General features: G+C 72.2%; 19 protein-coding genes. 7 read left to right on the plus strand and 12 right to left on the minus strand.

The genetic code is table 11. The features are described from left to right. The first annotated feature begins 368 nt into the window (after window positions 1–368). Together ABD346_RS31990 and idi are read left to right on the plus strand one after the other, a co-directional pair. Entirely contained in the window at window positions 369–1,310 is a 942-nt protein-coding gene (locus ABD346_RS31990) for a cation diffusion facilitator family transporter (RefSeq protein ID WP_344379625.1), read from the plus strand. Window positions 1,311–1,425: 115 nt separating this feature from the next. Then, window positions 1,426–2,028: an isopentenyl-diphosphate Delta-isomerase gene (idi, locus tag ABD346_RS31995; protein WP_344379627.1), complete on the plus strand. Its 603-nt coding sequence runs from the start codon at window positions 1,426–1,428 to the stop codon at window positions 2,026–2,028. Here the strand turns inward: idi and ABD346_RS32000 are convergent. After that, window positions 2,003–2,503 (minus strand): ATP-binding protein, encoded by a 501-nt coding sequence (locus ABD346_RS32000; RefSeq protein WP_344379628.1) that lies wholly within the window; start codon window positions 2,501–2,503, stop codon window positions 2,003–2,005. The genes idi and ABD346_RS32000 overlap by 26 nt on opposite strands. 135 nt (window positions 2,504–2,638) lie before the next feature. Next, window positions 2,639–3,313, minus strand: a complete 675-nt coding sequence (locus ABD346_RS32005) for an HdeD family acid-resistance protein (protein WP_344379630.1) — start codon at window positions 3,311–3,313, stop codon at window positions 2,639–2,641. Between the two features lie 77 nt (window positions 3,314–3,390). Between ABD346_RS32005 and ABD346_RS32010 the strand changes: the two genes are divergently transcribed. Next, window positions 3,391–4,158: an enoyl-CoA hydratase/isomerase family protein gene (locus ABD346_RS32010; protein ID WP_344379632.1), complete on the plus strand. Its 768-nt coding sequence runs from the start codon at window positions 3,391–3,393 to the stop codon at window positions 4,156–4,158. On the opposite strand, the gene ABD346_RS32015 is transcribed toward ABD346_RS32010, so the two are convergent. From ABD346_RS32015 to ABD346_RS32025, 3 genes are read right to left on the minus strand one after another with little or no spacing between them, the layout of a single operon-like run. Next, a complete protein-coding gene (locus ABD346_RS32015; protein ID WP_344379634.1) occupies window positions 4,118–4,768 on the minus strand; it encodes a DJ-1/PfpI family protein in 651 nt (216 codons plus the stop codon). The genes ABD346_RS32010 and ABD346_RS32015 overlap by 41 nt on opposite strands. 32 nt (window positions 4,769–4,800) lie before the next feature. Further along, complete coding sequence (locus tag ABD346_RS32020; RefSeq protein WP_344379635.1) at window positions 4,801–5,448, minus strand: DJ-1/PfpI family protein; 648 nt, start codon at window positions 5,446–5,448, stop codon at window positions 4,801–4,803. 23 nt (window positions 5,449–5,471) lie between these two features. After that, complete coding sequence (locus ABD346_RS32025; protein ID WP_344379637.1) at window positions 5,472–6,434, minus strand: GlxA family transcriptional regulator; 963 nt, start codon at window positions 6,432–6,434, stop codon at window positions 5,472–5,474. A 122-nt stretch (window positions 6,435–6,556) separates the two neighbouring features. Between ABD346_RS32025 and ABD346_RS32030 the strand changes: the two genes are divergently transcribed. Both ABD346_RS32030 and ABD346_RS32035 read left to right on the plus strand, forming a co-directional pair. Continuing rightward, complete coding sequence (locus ABD346_RS32030; protein ID WP_344379638.1) at window positions 6,557–7,420, plus strand: SCO6745 family protein; 864 nt, start codon at window positions 6,557–6,559, stop codon at window positions 7,418–7,420. A 66-nt stretch (window positions 7,421–7,486) separates the two neighbouring features. After that, window positions 7,487–9,916, plus strand: a complete 2,430-nt coding sequence (locus ABD346_RS32035; protein ID WP_344379639.1) for a Tex family protein — start codon at window positions 7,487–7,489, stop codon at window positions 9,914–9,916. A gap of 64 nt (window positions 9,917–9,980) precedes the next feature. Here the strand turns inward: ABD346_RS32035 and ABD346_RS32040 are convergent, their stop codons facing one another. From ABD346_RS32040 to ABD346_RS32060, 5 genes are all read right to left on the minus strand, one after another. Next, the gene (locus tag ABD346_RS32040; protein WP_344379640.1) at window positions 9,981–11,309 is read right to left on the minus strand and encodes an XrtP-associated glycosyltransferase; all 1,329 of its coding nucleotides are present in this window, start codon (window positions 11,307–11,309) and stop codon (window positions 9,981–9,983) included. A gap of 185 nt (window positions 11,310–11,494) precedes the next feature. Beyond that, on the minus strand, window positions 11,495–12,622 hold the full coding sequence (gene wecB / locus ABD346_RS32045) for a non-hydrolyzing UDP-N-acetylglucosamine 2-epimerase (RefSeq protein ID WP_344379642.1): 1,128 nt from the start codon (window positions 12,620–12,622) through the stop codon (window positions 11,495–11,497). 174 nt (window positions 12,623–12,796) lie between these two features. Further along, the gene (locus tag ABD346_RS32050; protein WP_344379643.1) at window positions 12,797–13,489 is read right to left on the minus strand and encodes a response regulator transcription factor; all 693 of its coding nucleotides are present in this window, start codon (window positions 13,487–13,489) and stop codon (window positions 12,797–12,799) included. Next, window positions 13,486–14,613 carry a PAS domain-containing sensor histidine kinase gene (locus ABD346_RS32055; RefSeq protein ID WP_344379645.1) on the minus strand — a complete coding sequence of 376 codons (1,128 nt, stop codon included), beginning with the start codon at window positions 14,611–14,613 and terminating at the stop codon, window positions 13,486–13,488. The genes ABD346_RS32050 and ABD346_RS32055 overlap by 4 nt, the downstream gene beginning before the upstream one ends. A gap of 77 nt (window positions 14,614–14,690) precedes the next feature. Next, window positions 14,691–16,328 (minus strand): ABC-F family ATP-binding cassette domain-containing protein, encoded by a 1,638-nt coding sequence (locus tag ABD346_RS32060; RefSeq protein WP_344379647.1) that lies wholly within the window; start codon window positions 16,326–16,328, stop codon window positions 14,691–14,693. 269 nt (window positions 16,329–16,597) lie between these two features. On the opposite strand from ABD346_RS32060, the gene ABD346_RS32065 reads away from it, so the two are divergent. Continuing rightward, a complete protein-coding gene (locus ABD346_RS32065; protein ID WP_344379648.1) occupies window positions 16,598–17,353 on the plus strand; it encodes a thioesterase II family protein in 756 nt (251 codons plus the stop codon). Between the two features lie 46 nt (window positions 17,354–17,399). Further along, window positions 17,400–18,326 carry an FAD-dependent oxidoreductase gene (locus ABD346_RS32070; protein WP_344379650.1) on the plus strand — a complete coding sequence of 309 codons (927 nt, stop codon included), beginning with the start codon at window positions 17,400–17,402 and terminating at the stop codon, window positions 18,324–18,326. Window position 18,327: 1 nt separating this feature from the next. Here ABD346_RS32070 and ABD346_RS32075 read toward each other — a convergent pair whose 3' ends face one another. Next, the gene (locus ABD346_RS32075) at window positions 18,328–19,605 is read right to left on the minus strand and encodes a M14 family metallopeptidase (protein WP_344379652.1); all 1,278 of its coding nucleotides are present in this window, start codon (window positions 19,603–19,605) and stop codon (window positions 18,328–18,330) included. Beyond that, window positions 19,602–21,587 carry a Xaa-Pro dipeptidyl-peptidase gene (locus tag ABD346_RS32080; RefSeq protein ID WP_344379654.1) on the minus strand — a complete coding sequence of 662 codons (1,986 nt, stop codon included), beginning with the start codon at window positions 21,585–21,587 and terminating at the stop codon, window positions 19,602–19,604. The genes ABD346_RS32075 and ABD346_RS32080 overlap by 4 nt, the downstream gene beginning before the upstream one ends. Window positions 21,588–21,725 lie beyond the last annotated feature (138 nt).

Here is a 21,725-nt window from a genome sequence, read left to right on the forward strand (position 1 = left end):
GGGGCGGGCGGCACGTCGGCAGAGGCTATCGGATGCACGGAACCGGGAATTCACTGGCCGTTCGGAGCCTGGGTCTTACGCCGATGGGCCCGGCGGCGCCCGGTGCGGGGACGCCGCGATCATCATCGTCGATCAAGGGCGCAGCCCACAAACCGCGTTCGGACAGCGCCGCCCGCACGATCCCGGCGTCGGCCTCCCAGGGCGGGTCCGGCGATCTCTCCGACGCTCTGACCTGCAAGCATTTCCGCAGGTCAGAGCACATGACAACGGTGTTCAGTCCCGTGTTGCACATACCCCCTACCCGTAGTTCACTGACCCCTCGTACACAGACGTCGGGATTGATCGCGAACGGATGCGGGAGGGCCTTCATGGGGGCTGGGCACGACCACGGACACACGCACGGCGGGCCGCCGCCGGCCGGCACCGCGGCCGCCGCCTACCGGGGACGGCTGCGCATCGCACTCGGCATCACACTGACCGTGATGGTCGTGGAGATCGTCGGGGGCCTGCTCGCGGACTCGCTGGCGCTCGTCGCGGACGCGGCGCACATGGCGACGGACGGCCTCGGGCTCGCGATGGCGCTGCTCGCCATCCACTTCGCCAACCGCCCGGCCGGGGGCAACCGCACCTTCGGGTACGCCCGCGCCGAGATACTCGCGGCGCTCGCCAACTGTCTGCTGCTGCTCGGGGTGGGCGGCTACGTCCTGTTCGAGGCGGTGTCGCGGTTCGTCGAGCCGGCCGACACGGCGGGCGGTACGGCCGTGATCTTCGGCCTGATCGGTCTGGTCGCGAACTCGGTCTCGCTGTCCCTCCTCATGAAGGGGCAGCAGGACAGCCTGAACGTGCGTGGCGCGTTCCTGGAGGTCCTCTCCGACGCGCTCGGCTCGGCGGCCGTCGTGATCGCCGGTCTGGTCATCATGACCACCGGCTGGCAGGCGGCCGACCCGATCGCCTCGCTCGTGATCGGCCTGATGATCGTGCCCAGGACCGTCAAGCTGCTGCGCGAGACCCTCAACGTGCTGCTCGAATCGGCACCCAAGGGCGTCGACATGGCCGAGGTGCGGGCGCACATAGTGGAGCTGCCGGGCGTCGAGGACGTACACGATCTGCACGCCTGGACGATCACCTCGGGGATGCCGGTGCTCTCGGCGCACGTGGTGGTCAGCCAGGGCGTGCTCGACTCGGTGGGGCACGAGAAGCTGCTGCACGAGTTGCAGGGGTGCCTGGGGGATCACTTCGATGTCGAGCACTGCACCTTCCAGCTGGAGCCGGGCGGCCACGCCGAGCACGAGGCGAAGCTCTGCCACTGACACGCACGGTTCCCGGGGCCCCGTGTGGGGCAGGACATGCGGATGCCGGTCAATGGCGGACACGCCGCTTTTGTACGGCAGACTGGGCAGCCGAGGACCGAAGCGAAGGATGGTTATGCCGAGCACACCAGCCACCACGGCGAACAACTCGTCGAACGGGACCACGGGCGCCGCACCAGAGATCTTGCTCGAACTCGTCGACGAGAGCGGCAACACCATCGGAACCGCGGAGAAGCTCTCCGCCCACCAGGCGCCCGGGCAGCTGCACCGGGCGTTCTCCGTCTTCCTCTTCGACCCGGCGGGCCGGCTGCTGCTCCAGCGCCGCGCGCTCGGCAAGTACCACTCCCCCGGCGTCTGGTCCAACACCTGCTGCGGCCACCCGTACCCCGGCGAGTCCCCGTTCGCGGCGGCCGCCCGGCGCACCTACGAGGAGCTGGGGATCTCGCCGTCGCTGCTCGCCGAGGCGGGCACGGTGCGCTACAACCACCCGGACCCGGACTCGGGCCTGGTGGAGCAGGAGTACAACCACCTCTTCGTGGGCCTGGTGCAGTCGCCGCTGCGGCCGGACCCGGAGGAGGTCGGCGAGACGGCGTTCGTCACGCCCGAGGAGCTGACCGAGCGGCACGCCCGCGCCCCGTTCTCGGCGTGGTTCATGACGGTGCTCGACGCGGCGCGGCCCGCGGTCAAGGAGCTCACGGGGCCCGACGCGGGCTGGTGATCCCGGGCAGCGGGGCCAGCGGGAGTGCGGCCCAGACGATCTTTCCGCCGTTCGCGGTCTGCTCGACGTCGCACACCCCGCCGGCCTCCTCGGTGATCTCGCGCACCAGGAGCAGCCCCCTGCCGCCGGTCTGGCCGCAGTCGGTCTCCAGGGCCCTGGGCCGGTAGGGGTGGTTGTCCTCGACGGACACCCGGATCCACTCGGCGCCGATCGCCACCTCGACGGCGACCTGCGGCGAGAGCAGGGCCGCGTGTCTGACCGCGTTGGTGACCAGCTCCGAGACGATCAGGAGCAGGCCCTGGACGAGGTCCTCGTGGGCCGGCACGCGCTGCCGCCGCAGCAGGTCGCGCACCGCATGCCGGGCCTGCGGCACCGAGACGTCGACGGCGGGCGCGGTGAAGCGCCACACTCCCTCGTACGACTGCTGCCTGGCCAAAGCTGCGGGTTCGGGCGGGAGGCTCCCGCGGATCTCCATGTTCCGGCACCCACCCTCGCGGCTCGACAGCACACCCGTCTGCTCACGAGTGTGTGGAGTGTGTTGGTCCGGACCGGCCGACTGAACAGAAGTCAGCATCTATCGCCGCTTTTTGCTCCCCGATGCAAGAGAAGGTCATCGCTCCGTCGGGTTCTGATCTTCCTCCGAGGGCTTTGCCATGGCTTGCGGGGGTGTCGGAGACATCGGAGGTGTGCCTCCCCCGGTCTCCGCGGGGGTCACGGCGTCACTCACAAGAGTGACGATTCTGCGTCCGCTCAATCCGATGGCGATCAGGCCGAGGCCGTCGAACAGAGCCAGGGAGAAGAAACAGCCGATGACGTACCGGCTGTTGCTCGGCCAGTTCGCGAGCACAAGGACGCCCAGGAGCACCCCGAACGCTCCTTGCACCAGCGTCCAGCCGAACTGCGGTCCGCGCACCACCACGCTGCCCGCCAGGCGGAAGACCCCGCCGGTCAGGAACAGCAGGGCGGCGAACATGGTGAGCGCCTCGGCGCTGCCCTCGGGGCGGCGGATGATGACGACGCCCGCGGCGAGGTTCAGCGCGGCGACCACGACGCCGAGCCAGAAGAAGCTGGAGCCGCGCGACTGGATCGCGTGCGCGAGGCCCACGACGCCGCCGACGAGCAGCAGCCAGCCGAACAGCAGCATGGTGGTGAGGGTGGCGAACTCGGTGTAGCCGAGGCCCACCAGACCGGCCACGACCAGGATCGCCCCGAGCAGGGCGAGCAGACCGAAGCTCCGGCTCAGTTTCCGGCCCTCACGGCCGACATCCTTGGTGGGTCCGGTCATCAGCGTCTCCTCACGGTCCGCGTGCGACGACCCCCCTTGTGATCATAGGTTTCGGCCGCCCGGATAGCATCCGGCGCATGCAGCCGCAGCTGGAGCAGAGCCTCACCGAAGGCGTCGCCACCGTCGTCATCGGCAACCCCGCCAAGCGCAATGCGATGACGTCCGCGATGTGGCGGGCACTGCCGCCGCTGCTCGAATCCCTGGCCGCCGATCCGGACGTACGGGCCCTGGTGCTGACCGGGGCCGGGGACACGTTCTGCGCGGGCGCCGACATCTCGACGCTGCGGGAGCCCGGCGACGACCCCAAGATGCTCGCGGTACGGGCCGAGGAGGCGCTGGCGGCCTTTCCCAAGCCGACCCTTGCGGCGGTGCGCGGTCACTGCGTGGGCGGCGGCAGCCAGCTCGCGGCCGCGTGCGATCTGCGGTTCGCCGAGGAGGGCGCGCTCTTCGGCGTCACCCCCGCGAAGCTCGGCATCGTCTACCCGGCGTCCTCCACCCGGCGCCTTGCCGCCCTGGTGGGGCCCGCGACCGCCAAGTACCTGTTGTTCTCGGGGGAGTTGATCGACAGCGAGCGGGCGCTGCGGACCGGTCTGGTGGACGAGGTGCTGCCGGAGGGCGAACTCGCCGAGCGGGTGGCCGAGTTCACCCGCGTCCTGGTGTCGCGCTCGCAGCTCACGCAGGCGGCGGCGAAGGAGTTCGCGGACGGGCGGACCGACCGGGACGCGCACTGGGCCGAGCAGGAGCGCGAAAGCGGCGACACCGCGGAGGGCGTCGCCGCTTTCCTGGAGCGCCGGGCTCCTCGTTTCACCTGGCGGGTGAGCTCGAAGGAAGGCCCTGCGTCCTGAAGTGCTCCACCAGGTCGGCCGGCGCCTTGTCGGGCGAGCCCGCGTCGTAGGGCGGCTGCGGGTCGTACTCGATGAGGAGCTGTACAGCCTGGGCGTGCCGGTCTCCGGCGATCATTCCGGCCAGGGTCAGGCCCATGTCGATGCCGGAGGAGACCCCGGCCGCGGTGACGTACTTGTGGTCGAAGACGACCCGGTCCCCGGTCGGTGTCACACCGAAGCTCGCGAGGTGGTCCAGGGAGAGCCAGTGCGAGGTCGCCCGCCGGCCCTTCAGCAGCCCGGCCGCGCCGAGCATCAGGGAGCCCGTGCACACCGAGGTCGTCCACGTCGTCGCGACGTCGGCGGTGCGCAGCCAGTCGAGGAGCGGCCCGCCTCCCAGGTGCGGCTCGACGGCCACCGGCGGGGCGCCCGGCACGATCACGATGTCCGGCCGGGTCACCTCCGCGAACGACTTCTCGGCGACCAGGGCGAGGTTCCCCCGGTCGTTGCGAACGGGCCCGGCCTGCTCGGCGACGAACACCGTCTCGGCACCGGGGAGCGGGCCGAGCGTCTCGTACGGGCCGATCGCGTCCAGGGCGGTGAAGCCGGGGTACAGGACGACGGCAATCTGCATGGATTGTCCTTCTCAGGAGGTTGCGGGTTCGGTCATGTCCGGTCTGCGGAGCCGAAGCGGCTCGCGGCGCGGAACTGCTCGACGAGATGAGCCGGGGCCTTGTCCGGCGAGCCCGCGTCGTAGGGCGGCTGGGGGTCGTACTCGGTGAGGAGCTGGACGGCCTGGGCGCGCTCGTCGCCGGCGATCCGGCCGAGCAGGGCGAGCCCCATGTCGATGCCGGAGGAGACGCCGGCGGCCGTGACGTACTTGCCGTCGAACACGACCCGCTCCCCGGTGGGCCGCGCGCCGAACGTCGCGAGGTGGTCGAGGGCGAGCCAGTGCGAGGTCGCGCGGCGCCCGTCGAGGAGCCCGGCCGCACCGAGCAGCAGCGAGCCCGTGCACACCGAGGTCGTCCAGGTGGTCGTGGCGTCGACGGCACGGAGCCAGTCGAGGACCGCCGGGTTGTCCATCTGCTCGGTCTGGCCGGGGCCGCCCGGGACCACCACGATGTCCGGCCGCGTCACCTCGCCGAGCGTGCGGTCGGCGGCGAGGCCGAGGCTGCCCTGGTTGTCGTTGCGTACGAGCCCGGCCCGCTCGGCCACGAACACGGTCTCGGCGCCGGGCGTCCGCCCCAGGATCTCGTACGGGCCGACGGCGTCCAGGGCGGTGAACCGGTCGTAGAGCAGGATCGCGATCTGCATGGTGGCTGCCTTCTTACGGAGGGTTACGCGGGCGTGGGGCGGAAGCGGCGGCGGTACTCGGCCGGGGCCGTGCCCAGCGTTTTGACGAAGGCGCGCCGCATCGCCTCGGGGGTGCCGTAGCCGGCCGCGCGGGAGACCTCCTGGACGCCGCTCGGAGTCTCTTCGAGGAGGCGGCGGGCGTGTTCCAGGCGGACGCGCTCGACATAGCGGCCGGGCGTCGTGCCGGTCTCGGCGTGGAAGGCGCGGGCGAAGTGGCGCGGCGAGAGGCTGGCGCGCTGGGCGAGGGCCTCGACGGACAGGTCGCCGTCCGGGTGCTCGGTGATCCACTGCTGAAGTTCGCGCAACGGCTCGCGCCGGGCGGTCTGCACGGCGAGCTGGGCGCTGAACTGGGCCTGGTTGCCCGGCCGGCGCAGGAACACCACCATGTTGCGGGCGAGGCCCAGGGCCGCGGCCCTGCCGTGGTCCTCCTCCACCAGGGCGAGGGCCAGGTCGATGCCCGCGGTGACCCCGGCCGAGGTGGCTGTGTTGCCGTCCCTCACGAAGATCGGATCCGGCTCGACCCGGACCGCCGGGTAGCGGCGGGCCATCTCGGCGCAGTGGGCCCAGTGCGTCGTGGCCCGGCGCCCGTCGAGCAGCCCGGCCTCGGCGAGCAGCATCGAGCCCGAGCACACGGAGACGAGGCGCGGGGCGCGCGGGCCGTGCGCGCGCAGCCAGTTGATCAGGCGGGGATCGGCGCCGCGGGTGCCGTCGCCGCCCGGGACGAGCAGGATGTCGGCCGGTGCGGCGTCCGCGAGCGCACAGTCGGCCATGAGGCGAAGACCGCTGTGCGCGGTGACCGGGGCCCCGTCGAGCGAGGCGAAGCGCAGCCGGTAGGCGTCGGGGTCCCCGACGACGCGGCCCACCCCGGCGAACACCTCGGCCGGCCCGGTCACATCGAGACTCTGGACGTCGTCGAAGAGGACGACCAGAACGGAGTGCTGCGTCATGCCCCCATCCTTCGTCCGAGCCGCGATGGCCGCAATGACAAGAACCCCACCTTTCCTGCCATCCGCCACTGAGCCCGGCCCACCCCTTCACGGCGTACCGACCAGTCGGTAACGTGCTGGGTATGAGTTCTCTCCCCCCGCGCGCCGGGCGCCACTGCCACAACCCGCTCAACTCGCTGCACGCCACGGTCTACTTCTCGCCGGACTTCACCAAGGAGCTCGCCGGGCTCGGAGTCGAGGACCGCAGCGCCGCCTACTTCGCGGGGCGGGCGGCCGCGATGGGAGCCGTGGGCCCCGGAGTCGTGGCGGCCACGTTCTACAACTTCCGGCACGACCTGATCGCCCGGCACCTTCCCGCCGTGTGGCGCACCGCCTCCCCCGAGGCCGTGCTCGCCGCGCGCCTGAGGGCCGTCGACAGCACGCTGCGCAGGCTGCTCGGCGAGGAGGCCATCGCCTCCGACGAGATGGCGGAGGCGGCCCGGCTCGCGCTGCGCGCCGCCGAGGGCTGCACCCGGCACGCCCGGCCCCTGTACGCCGCGCACGCCGACCTGCCCGTGCCCGAGGAGCCGCACCTGGCCTACTGGCACGCGACGACGCTGCTGCGCGAGCACCGCGGCGACGGCCACCTCACCGCGCTGCTCGACCTGGAGCTCGACCCGCTGGAGGCGCTGGTCAGCCACACCGCGACCGGCAAGGGCATGGCACGCAAGTGGGTCATGGCCACCCGCGGCTGGGAGCAGTCGGACTGGGACGCGGCGGCCGAGCGGCTCCGCGAGCGCGGACTGCTCGACGGCGAGGGCGAGTTGACCGAGGCGGGCGTGGCCCTGCGCGCCGACCTCGAAGACCGTACCGACCGCCTCGACCTCGCCCCCTACGAACTCCTCGGCGCGCAGGGCGTGGCCCGGCTCACCGAACTCGCCAAGGGATTCCTGGTGGCGGCGGCCCTGGCGGGCGGCTTCCCGGCCGACCTCGTCGGCAAGGGCTGATCGTCGATTGTCGGTGCCGCCTGCCACAATGGCGCCTCAGGCTCAGCGAGAAGGCGGTACGGCAACGTGACGACGTCCATCGAAGGCAGGATCGCCGAGGAACTCGGCGTACGGGAGCGGCAGGTGAAGGCCGCCGTCGAGCTGCTCGACGGCGGGTCCACCGTCCCGTTCATCGCGCGCTACCGCAAGGAAGCGACCGAGATGCTGGACGATGCCCAGCTGCGCACCCTCGAGGAGCGGCTGCGCTATCTGCGGGAGCTGGAGGAGCGGCGCACCGCGGTCCTGGAGTCCGTACGGGAGCAGGGCAAGCTCACCGAGGCCCTTGAGGCGCAGATCCGGGCCGCCGACACCAAGGCTCGCCTGGAGGACATCTACCTGCCCTTCAAGCCGAAGCGGCGCACCAAGGCGCAGATCGCGCGCGAGGCCGGCCTGGAGCCGCTCGCCGACGGCCTGCTCGGCGACCCGTCGGTGGAGCCGCTCGCCGCGGCCGCCGCGTTCGTCGACGCGGACAAGGGCGTCGCCGATCCGGCGGCCGCCCTGGAGGGCGCCCGCGCCATTCTCGCCGAGCGCTTCTCCGAGGACGCCGACCTGATCGGCGAGCTGCGCGAGCGCATGTGGACCAGGGGCCGCCTCGCGGCGAAGGTGCGGGACGGCAAGGAGGAGGCGGGCGCCAAGTTCGCCGACTACTTCGACTTCACCGAGCCGTTCACCGCGCTGCCCTCGCACCGGGTGCTCGCGATGCTGCGCGGCGAGAAGGAGGACGTCCTCGACCTCGTCCTGGAGCCCGAGGAGCCGTCGGCGGAGCCGGGCCCCTCGACGTACGAGAACATGGTGGCGCGGCGCTTCGGCGTCGCCGACCGGGGGCGCCCCGGCGACAAGTGGCTCGGTGACACGGTCCGCTGGGCCTGGCGCACCCGCATCCTCGTCCACCTCGGCATCGACCTGCGCCTTCGGCTGCGCACGGCCGCCGAGGACGAAGCGGTCCGCGTCTTCGCCTCCAACCTGCGCGACCTGCTGCTCGCCGCCCCGGCCGGCACCCGGGCCACGCTCGGCCTCGACCCCGGTTTCCGTACGGGCGTGAAGGTGGCCGTCATCGACGCGACCGGCAAGGTCGTGGCGACGGACGTGATCCACCCGCACGTGCCCGCGAACAAGTGGGACCAGGCGCTGGCGAAGCTCGCCGGGCTCTGCAAGGAGCACGCGGTCGAGCTGATCGCCATCGGCAACGGCACGGCGTCCCGCGAGACCGACAAGCTCGCCGGTGAACTCATCGCCAAGCACCCGGAGTTGGCCCTCGCCAAGGTGATGGTGTCCGAGGCGGGCGCTTCGGTGTACTCGGCCTCCGCGTTCGCCTCGCAGGAGTTCCCGGACATGGACGTGTCGCTGCGTGGCGCGGTCTCCATCGCCCGCCGCCTGCAGGACCCGCTCGCCGAGCTGGTGAAGATCGACCCGAAGTCCATCGGCGTGGGCCAGTACCAGCACGACCTGTCCGAGGTGAAGCTGTCGCGCTCGCTCGACGCGGTGGTCGAGGACTGTGTGAACGGCGTGGGCGTGGACGTCAACACCGCCTCCGCGCCGTTGCTTTCCCGGGTGTCGGGCATCGGCTCGACCCTCGCCGAGAACATCGTGGCGCACCGCGACAGCAACGGCCCCTTCCGCTCCCGCCGGGCCCTGAAGGACGTGGCGCGGCTCGGCCCGAAGGCGTACGAGCAGTGCGCGGGCTTCCTGCGGATCCGCGACGGCGAGGACCCGCTGGACGCGTCCAGCGTGCACCCCGAGGCGTACCCGGTGGTGCGGCGGATGGTGAAGACGGCGGGCAGCGAGGTCGCCTCGCTCATCGGCAACACGGCGGTGCTGCGCTCGCTGCGGCCCGACGACTTCGTGGACGAGACCTTCGGTCTGCCCACGGTCACCGACATTCTGCGCGAGCTGGAGAAGCCGGGCCGCGACCCCCGCCCGGCGTTCAAGACGGCCACCTTCAAGGAGGGCGTGGAGAAGATCGGCGATCTGGAGCCCGGGATGCTCCTGGAGGGCGTGGTCACGAACGTGGCGGCGTTCGGCGCGTTCATCGACATCGGCGTGCACCAGGACGGGCTCGCGCATGTCTCGGCGCTGTCGAAGACGTTCGTGAAGGACCCGCGCGACGTGGTGAAGCCGGGCGACATCGTCCGGGTGAAGGTCCTCGACGTGGACGTGCCGCGCAAGCGGATCTCGCTGACCCTGCGGCTTGAGGACGACGCGTCCGCGCCGGGCGGCGCACCCAAGCGTGAGCGCGGCGAGCGGGGCGGCCAGGGTCAAGGCCAGGGCAACCGGCCTCCGCAGCAGCGCCAGGGCCAGCAGCGCCGGGGCAACGGCGGTGGCGGCGAGGCCCGTGGCGGCAACCGGCAGGGCGCCGGCCAGGGCCGCGCCTCGGCACCGGCCCCCGCGAACAGCGCGATGGCGGACGCCCTGCGCAAGGCCGGCCTGCTTGACCCGAAGGGCCGCGGCGGACGCTGAGGCAGCATCGAGGGGCGGGCCCACCGCATCAACTGCCGTACGCCCGCCCCTCATTGACGTGGCATCAGCCCTCCAGGGCGACCGGTCCCGCCGTGACCGGCTCGGCGTTGCGGCGGGTCTTGGCCCAGCCGGTGCGGCCGCGCAGGCTGCGTACGAAGCCGCGCGCCGAGACGACGAACAGGTGGTACGCGTACAGCCACAGCGCGAAGCCCCACAGCACGGCGGTGATCCGCGAGGCATCCGGGGCGTGGTCGCGCCGGTAGACCGGGCCCCACAGGACGAACGGGCCGATGGAGAGCGCCGCGAGCACCAGGGTCAGCGGCCAGAGCGCGAGTGAGCCGAGCCCTCCGAGTACCAGCATCGCGGCGCACAGCACCAGCGTGAGGAGATGCGCTACGGGCTGGAAGAACGTGTACAGCGTCTCCAGGACGCCCGCGCCCGTGTACTGGCGCGAGGAGAGGATCCGGCCCGCGTAGCGCACGCACTGGAGGTTGCCCTGGGCCCAGCGGGTGCGCTGGGTGAGCAGCCGGCGGGCATGCGGGAGACCCTCCTGGGAGACCCAGGTGTCGGCGACATGCGTGATGCGGTAGCCGGCGAGGATCATCTGGAGGCCCAGCTCGTAGTCCTCCAGGAGCGCGCCGCGCTGCCATGGGCGCCGCTCGGCGGCGGCGATCCGGTCGAGCGCGGAAAGCCGGGTGAACTGGCCGTTGCCTCCGAGTCCGACCGAGCCGGTACGGCCGCGCAGCAGCTGCATGCCCGCGTTGGACACGGCGAACTCCATGTCCTGGACGCGCACCAGGAGTCGTGCGAAGGCGTTCGCCGGGCGCCCCCGCCCGGGCAGCGGTCGCTTGTCGCCGACGTTGCGCATCCGCACGCCGACCTGCACTCCGCCGACCTCCGGATCCCCGAACGCGGCCGGTCCCGAGACGAGTGCGAGGGCGCGGGGGTCGAGCCGTCCGTCGGCGTCGACCACGCACACGACGGTCCGCTCCCGGTCCGCCCCGCCCGGCAGGAAGTCCCCGAGCTGCTCATGGGCGGCGTTCAGGGCGTCCCCCTTGCCGGTCCGCGCGTCGGGCCGCACCCGGCGCACGAGGTGGACCCGCCGGTCGTCCTCGGCGAGCGCGGCGACGATGACCCCGGTCCGGTCGTCACTGTCGTCGTCGATCACCCAGACATGCGCCGAGGGAAAGTCCCCGCGCAGCTGCGCGACGGTGTCCCCGACGACAGCCTCCTCATCCCGGCAGGGCACGAAGAAGTGCCAGTCGAGCACCCCGGGATCACCTGCTTCGGTACTCGCCCGCCGCAGGTAGGCGTGCCGGGCCCCGGCCCAGTAGAGCAGGAAGCACCCGAGGAGAAGGAAGGGGAAGAGGAAGACGAGGAGGGTGGTGGGCATGGGGGTGGGGTCCTTGAAGATCGTTTATGGTCAGCCCCCTGTGGAGGGGCATGGCGCTGTGACATGTGCGGCTGCGCAGGGAGCACGAGAGCGGGCCAAGGGGGCTGGTGCGGCGCGACACCATGCCGCCGAGGGCCGCGGGGAACTGCGCGACCAGCCACCCCGCACTCGACAACCCATCCCCCTCAGGCGACGGCCGCACAGGAACCCCGCGCCGCGAGGCCGACCAGCAACTCGACCACCCGACGTGAAGCCAACCCGTCTCCGAAAGGGCTCGGCAGCGAGGCGAGCCGCGCCCGGTCCTCCGCGCCGGAGGCGAGTCGTCGCCGTGCCGCCTCCCCCAACTCCCGTCCAGGGCCGACCAGTTCGGCGAAGTCGGGCATCGCCTCCGGCCGCTCCGTCGAATTGCGTACGACGACGAGGGGACGGCCGAGCACCGTGACCTCCTCCTGGACTCCCCCGGAGTCGGACACCAGCAGCGCCGCGTGCTGGGCCAGGGCGAGGAAGGTCCGATAGCCGAGCGGCTGGGTGACGAGGAGGGGATCGAGGAGCCCGGCCAGACCGGCTCCCTCGATGCAGGCCCGCGTGCGGGGGTGCAGCGGAAGGACCACCGGCAGTTCGGCCGCGAGCGAGGCGAGCTCGGTGAGGACGGCCCGCAGGGCGAGGGGGTCGTCCGTGTTCTCCGGCCGGTGGACGGTGGCCAGGACGTACGCGTCACTCGCCACCCCCATCCGCTCCAGCTCGGCGAACCGCTGCGCGCTGGTGGGGAGTTGGCTCCGTACCGCTTCGACAACCGTGTTGCCGGTGACTTCGATGCGCCCCGCGGGGATCCCCTCGGCCAGCAGGTTGTCGCGGTTCTCCGGGGTCGCCGCGCACAGCACGTCCGCGATCCGGTCGATCAGGACCCGGTTGTGCTCCTCCGGCATGTTCCGGTCGTGGCTGCGCAGCCCCGCCTCGACATGGACGAGCGGGATGGCGCGCGCGTTGGCGGCGAGCGCGCCGGAAAGAGCCGCGTTGGTGTCGCCCTGGACGACGACCGCACGCGGCGGCTCCGCTGCGAACACCGCGTCGAGCTGGGCAAGGGCCGCGGAGATCTGGAGCGCGCGGGGCCGGCCGCCGATGCCGGTGAGGTAGGTCGGCTCAGGGATGCCCAGGTCGCTCAGGAAGCGGCCGGAGAGCTCCTCGTCGTAGTGCTGCCCGGTGTGCACGACGTGCGCGGCGGGCCCGAGGAGCCGGATCAGCTCGGTCAGCTTCACCAGTTCGGGGCGGGTGCCGAGCACGACGGCGATGCTGCGGGGCGGCAGGGCGGACACGGGGCCTCCGGGGGCGGGCCGGCAAGGACGTCCCGAGGCTGCCCCGTGTCCGTTGCGCACCCGGATGGCTTTCGGTTGCCCGACGGTTGCGAAGCCGCCGACCGAACATACCCGGACCTTTCGGCCCCCGCGCGGCCGGGACCTTCGACCCGTATGGCGTTCGGAGACGGCCGCTCAGGCGTCCTGATCCCCCCGGTACCGGTAGCCCAGCCCGCGCACCGCCTCAAGGGGGTCGGATTCGAGACTGCCCGCCGCCTGCTGGAGCTTGCGGCGTACGCGCAGGACCGCGAATTTCACCCGCTCGCGGCCGATGCCGTGGGGGTCGTCCCAGACCTGGTCGAGCAGCTGGTCGGTGCTGACGACGCGGCCCCGGTTGCGGACCAGGACCTGGAGCAGCCGGTACTCGATGTCGCTGAGCCGCACCTCTTCGCCGCGCCAGACCGCCGAGCGCCGCTCGGGCACGAGCCGCAGGGCCTCGTCGTGGGAGGCGCCGGCCCAGCGGGCGGGCGAGGCGCGGCGCAGCAGGGCCTCGACGCGGGCGAGCAGTTCCTCGTTGCCGAACGGTTTGGGCAGATAGTCGTCGGCCCCGCCGCGCAGGCCGCGTACCCGGTCGCTCTCGGCGCCGCGGGCGGTGAGCAGCAGGACGGGCAGGTCGGTCATGTCCCGGGTGCGCTCCAGGACCTGCCAGCCGTCGAGTTCCGGCAGGCCGACGTCGAGGACCATCAGGTCGGGGCTGTCCGCGAAGAGCCGGCGCAGCCCCTCGCGGCCGTCCGCGGCGGGCACGACCTCGTACCCGGCCCGGGTGAACAGGATGCGCAGGGCCATGGCCACGTCGGGGTCGTCCTCGACGACCAGGATCCGCGTCACCGCCCGGCTCCTTCGGCGGGCGGTCCGGCGACGGGCAGCCGGATGCCGAAGACCGCTCCCCCGCTCTCGGCGGCCGAGACGGTGAGTTCGCCGCCGTGCCGGCGCACGATCTCGCGGCTGATGGTGAGGCCGAGGCCGGTGCCGGGGAAGCCGCCGGTCTCGGCGTTGGGGGCGCGGACGAAACCGGAAAAGATCTCTTCGCGGTACTGCTCGGGGACGCCGATCCCGGTGTCGGCGACATCGATGTGCCACTGGTCGCCGTGCGGGGCGGCGTCGATGTCGATGCGGCCGCCGGGCGGGGTGAACTTGGCGGCATTCTCAAGGAGGTTGGCGAGCACGTGCTCCAGGCGGTGCTCGTCGCCGTGGAGCGGCGGGCCCTCGGCGCAGCGCAGCGCCACGAACACTCCGGCCCGCGCGGTGGTGGACATCCGGTCGAGGACCGCGTGCCGGAGCATCCGCGCGATGTCCACCCGGTCGAATTCCAGCTTCAGCTGGGGGGTGCGCAGCCGGGCCGTGTTCATGAGGGTGGTCATGACGCCCTCCATGCGTGCGGCGTTGCGCCTGATCGCGGCCAGGAGGGCGCGCTGGTCGGCGTCGAGCGGGCCGGACGCCGGGTCGGCGAGCAGCTCGCAGAAGCTGAGGATGGAGGTGAGCGGGGTGCGCAGGCTGTGCGAGGCGAGGGCGAGGAATTCGTTGCGCTGCCCGGCGAGCTCGGCGAGGGCGGCGTTGTCGCGCTCCAGGGCGTGCTCGCGGCGCTTGTCCTCGGTGATGTCCTCGGCCGTCCACAGCGAGCCGAAGGGCTCGCCGTCCGCGTCGTACAGCGGCTCCACGTCGCGCCGGATCACGCGGCCGTCGGTGAGCGGGATCTCGGCGGCCCGGTGGATGTGCCGGGCGGCGATCGCGTGGGTGGTGTCGACGACCCAGGAGGGCCGTTCGGAGAAGGTGTCGCACACGGCGTCGACGACCGGGCCGAGCGGCGCGCCCGGGGTGGTCTCGACCCGGCCTTCGAGGGCGAACATGTCGGTGAATCGCCGGTTGACGGCGATCACGATGTCGTCGCCGCCTTGAACGATGGCCGCCCTGGGCAGTGCTTCCAGGACGGCCTGCAGTCGGTCGCGGTGCACCCGACCACCGTACGCTCGGGCCGCCGCGAATCGCGGTCGCGAACCGGAGTGCCCGGAGCCCGTCGGCCCGGGCGGTGTCAGTGCTCGGCGACCTTCCCGTCCGCGACTTCCAGGCGGCGGGTCGTGTGCACGGCGTCGAGCATCCGGCGGTCGTGGGTGACCAGGAGCAGGGTGCCGGTGTACGAGTCGAGCGCGGACTCCAGCTGCTCGATGGCGGGCAGGTCGAGGTGGTTGGTCGGCTCGTCGAGGACGAGCAGGTTGACACCCCGGCCCTGGAGCAGCGCCAGGGCGGCGCGGGTGCGCTCGCCCGGGGAGAGCGAACCGGCCGGGCGAAGGACGTGGTGCGCCTTGAGGCCGAACTTGGCGAGCAGGGTGCGCACCTCGGCGGGTTCCGTGTCGGGGACCGCCGCGCAGAACGCGTCGAGCAGCGACTCCTCGCCCAGGAACAGGCCGCGCGCCTGGTCGACCTCGCCGACCACGACACCGGAGCCGAGCGTGGCCTGGCCCGCGTCCAGCGGCAGCCGGCCGAGGAGCGCCGCGAGCAGGGTCGACTTGCCGGAGCCGTTGGCGCCGGTGATCGCGACGCGGTCGGCCCAGTCGATCTGGAGCGAGACGGGACCGAAGGTGAAGCCCTCGCGGTGCACCTCGGCGCCGTTCAGGGTCGCGACGACCGCGCCCGAGCGGGGCGCGGCGGCGATCTCCATGCGCAGCTCCCACTCCTTGCGGGGCTCGTCCACCACGTCGAGGCGTTCGATCATGCGCTGGGTCTGGCGGGCCTTGGCGGCCTGCTTCTCGCTGGACTCGCTGCGGAATTTCTTGCCGAGCTTGTCGCTGTCGGTGGCCTTGCGGCGGGCGTTCTTGACGCCCTTGTCCATCCAGGAGCGCTGCATCTGGGCGCGGCCTTCGAGGGCGGAGCGCTTGTCCGCGTACTCCTCGTAGTCCTCGCGGGCGTGCCGGCGGGCGGTCGCGCGCTCTTCGAGGTAGGCCTCGTAGCCGCCGCCGTACAGGTTGATCTGCTGCTGGGCGAGGTCGAGTTCGAGCACCTTGGTGACGGTGCGGGCGAGGAACTCGCGGTCGTGGCTGACCACGACCGTGCCGGCCCGCAGTCCCTTCACGAAGGCTTCGAGCCGCTCCAGACCGTCCAGGTCGAGGTCGTTGGTCGGCTCGTCGAGCAGGAAGACGTCGTAGCGGGACAGGAGCAGCGAGGCGAGTCCGGCGCGGGCGGCCTGGCCGCCGGAGAGCGCGGTCATGGGCTGGTCGAGGCCGGTGGTCAGGCCGAGCGAGGCGGCGACCTCCTCGGCCCGCTCGTCGAGGTCGGCGCCGCCGAGCGCGAGCCAGCGCTCCAGGCTGTCGGCGTACGCGTCGTCGGCGCCGGGGGCCGAGTCGACCAGGGCCTGGGTCGCGGCGTCCATCGCCTCCTGGGCGGCGGCCACTCCGGTACGCCGGGCGAGGAAGGCGCGGATCGTCTCGCCGGGGCGCCGGTCGGGCTCCTGCGGAAGGTGGCCGACGCTCGCGCCCGGCGGGGAGAGGCGCAGCTCGCCCTGTTCGGGGGTGTCGAGCCCGGCGAGCAGGCGGAGCAGGGAGGACTTGCCGGCGCCGTTGGGTCCGACGAGGCCGATGACGTCACCGGGGGCGACCACCAGGTCGAGCCCGGCGAACAGGGTGCGGTCGCCGTGGCCGGCGGCGAGGTCCTTGGCGACGAGAGTTGCAGTCATGAGGTGACCGATCTTAAGCCGTCCTCCGCGCCGGTCCCGAGCCGTCTCCCGGTCCGGTGTCGGTCCGTCTTCGGTCCCGTAGTGAGCCGTCCCCCAGCCCGGCCCCGGTCCCGCCCCACGCCCCGGCGGTGGGCCCGCACGCCGACACCACCTCCGGATCATGAGCCGATGGCCGGAACAGGGCGCACGTTTCCGGGCACGGTGCGAGGTGCGAGACTCGTCTCGCTGCGGCATTTCACCGGCCCGCTCCCTCTGGAGGTTTCCGCACCATGAACACCGCCGTGTCGCCCCGTTGGCTCATCGCCGGGGAGCCGCGCCCCGGCGCCCCCAAGCTCTACTGCTTCGCGCACGGGGGCGGTTCGGCCACGGAGTACCTGCGCTGGGGCCGCGACATGCCGGGCGCCGAGTTCCAGGCCGTGCAGCTGCCGGGCCGCGGCTCGCGGTTCGGGGAGCCGGGGTTCGCCTCGATGGAGGCGCTGGTGGCCGCGTTCCTCGACGAGGTGCCGCTGAGCCCGGCGCCGTTCGCCTTCTTCGGGCACAGCCTGGGCTCCCTCATCGCGTACGAGATCACCCGCGCCCTGCGGGACGCGGGCCGCCCGCTGCCCGCCCGGCTGGTCCTCTCCGGCTACCCGGCGCCGCACCTGCGCCACGTGCGCGTCGACGATCCGCTGCACCACCTGCCCGACGACGAGCTCATCGACCGGGTCGCGGAGATCCACGGCGGGATCCCGCGGGAGGTCCTGGACTCGCCGGAGCTGCGCGAGCTGGTCGTGGGCGCCCTGCGGGACGACTACCGCGTCCTGGAGACGTACACCTGGCGGGAGAGCGAGCCGCTGCCCGTGCCGATCACGGTGTTCGGCGGAAGTGCCGACCACCCCCGGGAGCAGGTCGACGCCTGGCGGCAGCACACCACGGCCGATGTGACGGTACGTCAATTTCCGGGCGGGCACTTCTACTTGCGCGAGGAGCCTGCTCCCGTGCTGCGCGCACTGGCAGCGGCACTGCGGGACGTCGGCGCACCCTGACCCGCGGGCAGACCCCTGGCTCGCACCGGTGGGTTACCGTCCGGGCATGAGCAACGACGTGATCGTGGTGGGCGGCGGGGTCATCGGGTTGACGACGGCGATCGTCCTGGCGGAGTCGGGCCGCCGGGTCCGGGTGTGGTGCCGGCAGCCGCCGCAGGAGTCGACGTCGGCCGTGGCGGGCGGGCTGTGGTGGCCGTACCGCATCGAGCCCGAGGAACGCGTCGGCGACTGGGCGCTCACCTCACTGCGGGTGTACGAGGAGCTGACGCTCAAGCCCGAGGAGACCGGGGTGCGCCTGGTCGACGGGCTCCACGCGGGGGCCCGGCTCGGCGGCCTCGGGCCGTGGGCGGCCGAGGTGCCCGGGCTCCGCGAAGGCCCGGAGGGGCTGCGGGCGAGGCTGCCCCTGATCGACATGCCGACACATCTGGGCTGGCTGGAGCGGCGCCTCGTGGAAGCGGGCGGAACCGTGGAGATCCGGGATGCCGAGCGCCTTCCGGACGCGCCGCTCGTGGTCAACTGCACCGGACTCGGGGCGCGCGGCCTGGTACCCGATCCCCAAGTACGGCCGGTGCGGGGCCAGTTGGTGGTAGTCGAGAATCCGGGGATCCGCGAGTGGTACACCTCCGTGGAGGACGAGGGCGAGGAGTCGACGTACTTCATGCCCCAGCCGTACGGGCTGCTCCTCGGCGGCACCGCGCAGGAGGACGACTGGAACCTTGCGCCCGACCCGGCGACGGCCGAGCGGATCATCGCCCGCTGCGCCCTGATCCACCCCGAGATAGCGGAGGCGCGCGTGCTCGGCCATCGCGTGGGACTGCGTCCGGTGCGCGAATCCGGCGTGCGGATCGAGCGCCAACTCAGCCCCACAGGTGGGGCGTTGGTGCACAACTACGGGCACGGCGGGGCCGGGGTGACGGTGGCGTGGGGCTGCGCGGAGGAGGCCGCGGCGCTCGCCACGACCCCCTCCGGCTGATTCAGCAGCGTTCGACGGGCACGGCGGCCGTCAGGCGGTACGGGGCACGGCCGTCGAGCAGCAGGGGCACCAGGTTGCGCAACGACTGACGCAGCGGGACGAAGACTCCCCCGTCGGCCAACTGCCTCAACTGAACTCCGTGCAGGGCGAGTTGGTTCTTCACCTCTCCGTATTGGGCGGGGCTCAGTCGGTAGCCGCACGGCGGGTCGCGGAGGATCTCCGCCGGGGTCGGCGGCATGTTGTCCGCGCCGCCGAGATAGACGGGCCCCTGGTCGCGGAATCCGGCGGCGCGTGCCGCCCCCGTGGCCGCCTCGATGCGTCCGCGACGTTCCGTGACGAAGTCCAACAGGCCACTCAGGCCCGTCAGTTGGGAATCGACGCGGCGCCTGTTGTTGACGGCCGGGTCGGCTTTCTCCGCGTCCGTCATCGGATCCAGCCGGCTCTCTATGAGCAGGGCGACGGCGTGCTTGATGCCCGCCGTGTTGCGCAGGATGCGTTCCTGGCCGTCCCCGGCGACCTGCTTGACGGGCTCGTCGGTGACCGGGTCGGTCCAGATGCCGTAGGTACCGGTGCGGTAGCCCTCATCCCGCGCGGCATCGCGGACGTAGTCGCCGGACAGCGTCCGCGACTCCTCGTGCACCACCGGATCGGTGTTGGGGTTGCGCGGCCACAGGTCGAACAGGTCCTTGTCGTAGAACTTGGGTGTGGCGGCATACTCGTGCAAGTCGTAGACGACATCGGGGTGCTCATCGCGCACAACCGACGCCGTGGCCCGCGCCTCCGCCGTCTTCAGCGCGATGTGGTCGCGGTTGATGTCGACGCCTTCGGAGTTCTCGCGGGTGTCGGCGGCCCGGCCGTCCGGGTTGGCGGTCGGGATGACCAGGACGGTGGTGCGCTCCAGGAAGCGGAGCGTGGCCCGGTCCTTGGCCAGGGCGAGGTCGCGGACGGTGGTGAGGCAGGCCTCGCGGCCTGACGGTTCGTTACCGTGCTGACTGCAGACGAGAAGTATGGTGCTGGACGTGTGCCGGCCGCCGATGCGCACCTCTTGCAGGGGGCGGCCCTGGCGGGTGGTGCCTATCCGGCGTATCGAGGTCCGCTCGCTGAGCCGGTCGACGTCGGCGAGGAACGTCTCCTCCTCCGGCTGGCTGGTCCAGCGCGCCCCGTCACTGACCTCGAAGCCGGTGCGGGGCTCGGTGGAGCCGGCCACGGCGGGCGCGGTGGCCAGGGGGACGGCGAGCGCGGCCGCCGTCACCCCGAGCACCAGCAGCCGCGCCCTCACCGGAGGACGTCCCCGGGAAGGCGCTGCGCCATGCGCGGCACCGGAACACCCTCGGGCGCCGTCGCACCGCCGCTGACCCGCGGATGCGTACCGGACGTGGCCCGTACGAACGCCCCGGCGCCACCGACGAACGGCACCGTGGCGCCCGTTCGCGCGAGGTCCACGGTGAGCGTCGGCTTGCTCGTCGGAGGCTCGATGAGGCCATTGTCGGTGCCCGCGACGATCAGCGCGAGTCGGTGCCCGGCCGGTACGACGTGGTCGGTGGCCGCCAGGTCGAGCGTGATCGTGTACGGCTTGCCGGGCGTGAGCGGGACTCCCGTGCTGGCGGAGGCGTAGTGACCGAGGTCGGCCCAGCCGCGGCTGAAGACGGTGTAGCCGACATCGGTCTTGTCCACCGAGGTCGTCAGGTAGCAGGAGCTGTCACCGGCCGTGCTCGCCCCCCAGCAGGTGCGGTCGGTGCCGGTGAGGATGCCTTCGCCGGAGCCCGCGTAGTTGCGGATGGTGTCGGGCCCGAGGTCGACGAGGACCGCCGAGAGGTGGGCGCTGCTCGTGGTGGGCGTCGCGGTGACGGTCACCCTGGACGAGCCGGACACCCGCAGGTCCTTGGTCAGCGGCTGGGTGACGAAACCCGCCTTGTCGGGCGTGGACTTGTCGATCTGTGTGGCCCAACTCGTCTCGTCCAGCGACGGGTTGTCGGTGAATGTGGAGGTCGTTCCGGCCGGAGCGGACTTCAGCGAGAGTCCGCCGACGCCCGGAGCCGGGCCGCTCACCGGGTGCACCGTCGTCGCCGCGGTGCCGGACGGCGGCCACGACTTGTCGGTGCTCCACTGGTCGGGGTGGCGCTCGATGTCGGCCATGGGCTGCCGCTCGATGCCGTTGTCGTAGCCGAGGAGGTAGTGGTCGAACCACTGGTGCAGGGTGTCCACCCACTCGGGGCGCCGGTAGTCGAACGGGTCGACGTGTCCGGTCTGCGACAGCCAGATCTTCCGCTCGACCCCGGATCTGGCGAGCCCGTCCCACCACTGGCCGAAGTTCTTCGTCCGCACATTGAGGTCCTGCATGCCGTGCACGACGAAGACGCTCGCCCTCACGTTGTCGGCGTGGCTCGCGTAGTCGCGGTCGGTCCAGAGCTTCGTCCAGTCCCCGTTGCGCGGAGACCCGTCGACGAGCTTCTGCTGCACCGCGGCGCAGCGGGCCTGTGCGTCCGGGCTGTCGACATAGCCGGCGAGATCGGCCGGGCCGCCGTCGTAGAGCGCGGCACCCTTCGCGAAGTAGTAGTCGTACCAGGACGAGATCGAGCTGATCGGCACGATCGTCCTGAGGCCCTCGACGCCGGTGGCGGCGACCCCGTTGGCGATGGTGCCGTCCCAGCTCTTGCCGATCATGCCGGTGCGGCCGTTGGTCCACCCGGCGGTGGCGCGCTGTCCGCCGGTACGTGTCGTGTAGGCGCGGGCCCGGCCGTTCAGCCAGTCGACGACCGCCTTCGCCGACAGGACGTCGGAGGGGCCGCCGACGTCGACACAGCCGTCCGAGCGATTGGTTCCGGCCAGGTCCACACCGACGAAGGCGTAGCCGCGCGGCACGAAGTAGTTATCGTAGTACAGCGGCATCTGGACGACGTCGCCCTTGGCGTCGTACGTCTTGAGCTGGCTCTCGTTGCCGCGGCCGCAGCACGAGTAGTAGGGGCTGGCGTCCATGATGACCGGCACCTTGCGGCCCTGCTGCGCGGGTTCGCGCGGCCGGACTATGTCCACCGCGACCCGGTCGTTCTTCCCGTCCCCGTCGCCGTCCAGGCCGGTGTCGACCCAGACGGCCTCGCGTATGGCGTTCTCGTACGAGTAGACCGGCCGGCTCTCCCTGGCGTGGGCCGCCTGGGCGCCCGCCGGCGCGAGGAGCACCGCCGCCAGGGCGGCGACGGCCGCGAGGACGAGCGATTTGAGGGATCTTGACCTGTGGCGGGTGCCCCGCGCGCGTATCGGCATGGGGCGGAAGCTACTCCGGTCAACTCCCGCGCAAAAGAGGGCAGTCGAGGCACTTGAGCGAACGAAGCCGCACAAGTCAACATGTCGGCCGAATGGCGATCGTGTGACAGGAGGAGCCATGGACATGACCGGGACGGC

Source organism: Streptomyces mauvecolor, assembly GCF_039532965.1.
GTDB classification, from domain to species: domain Bacteria; phylum Actinomycetota; class Actinomycetes; order Streptomycetales; family Streptomycetaceae; genus Streptomyces; species Streptomyces violascens.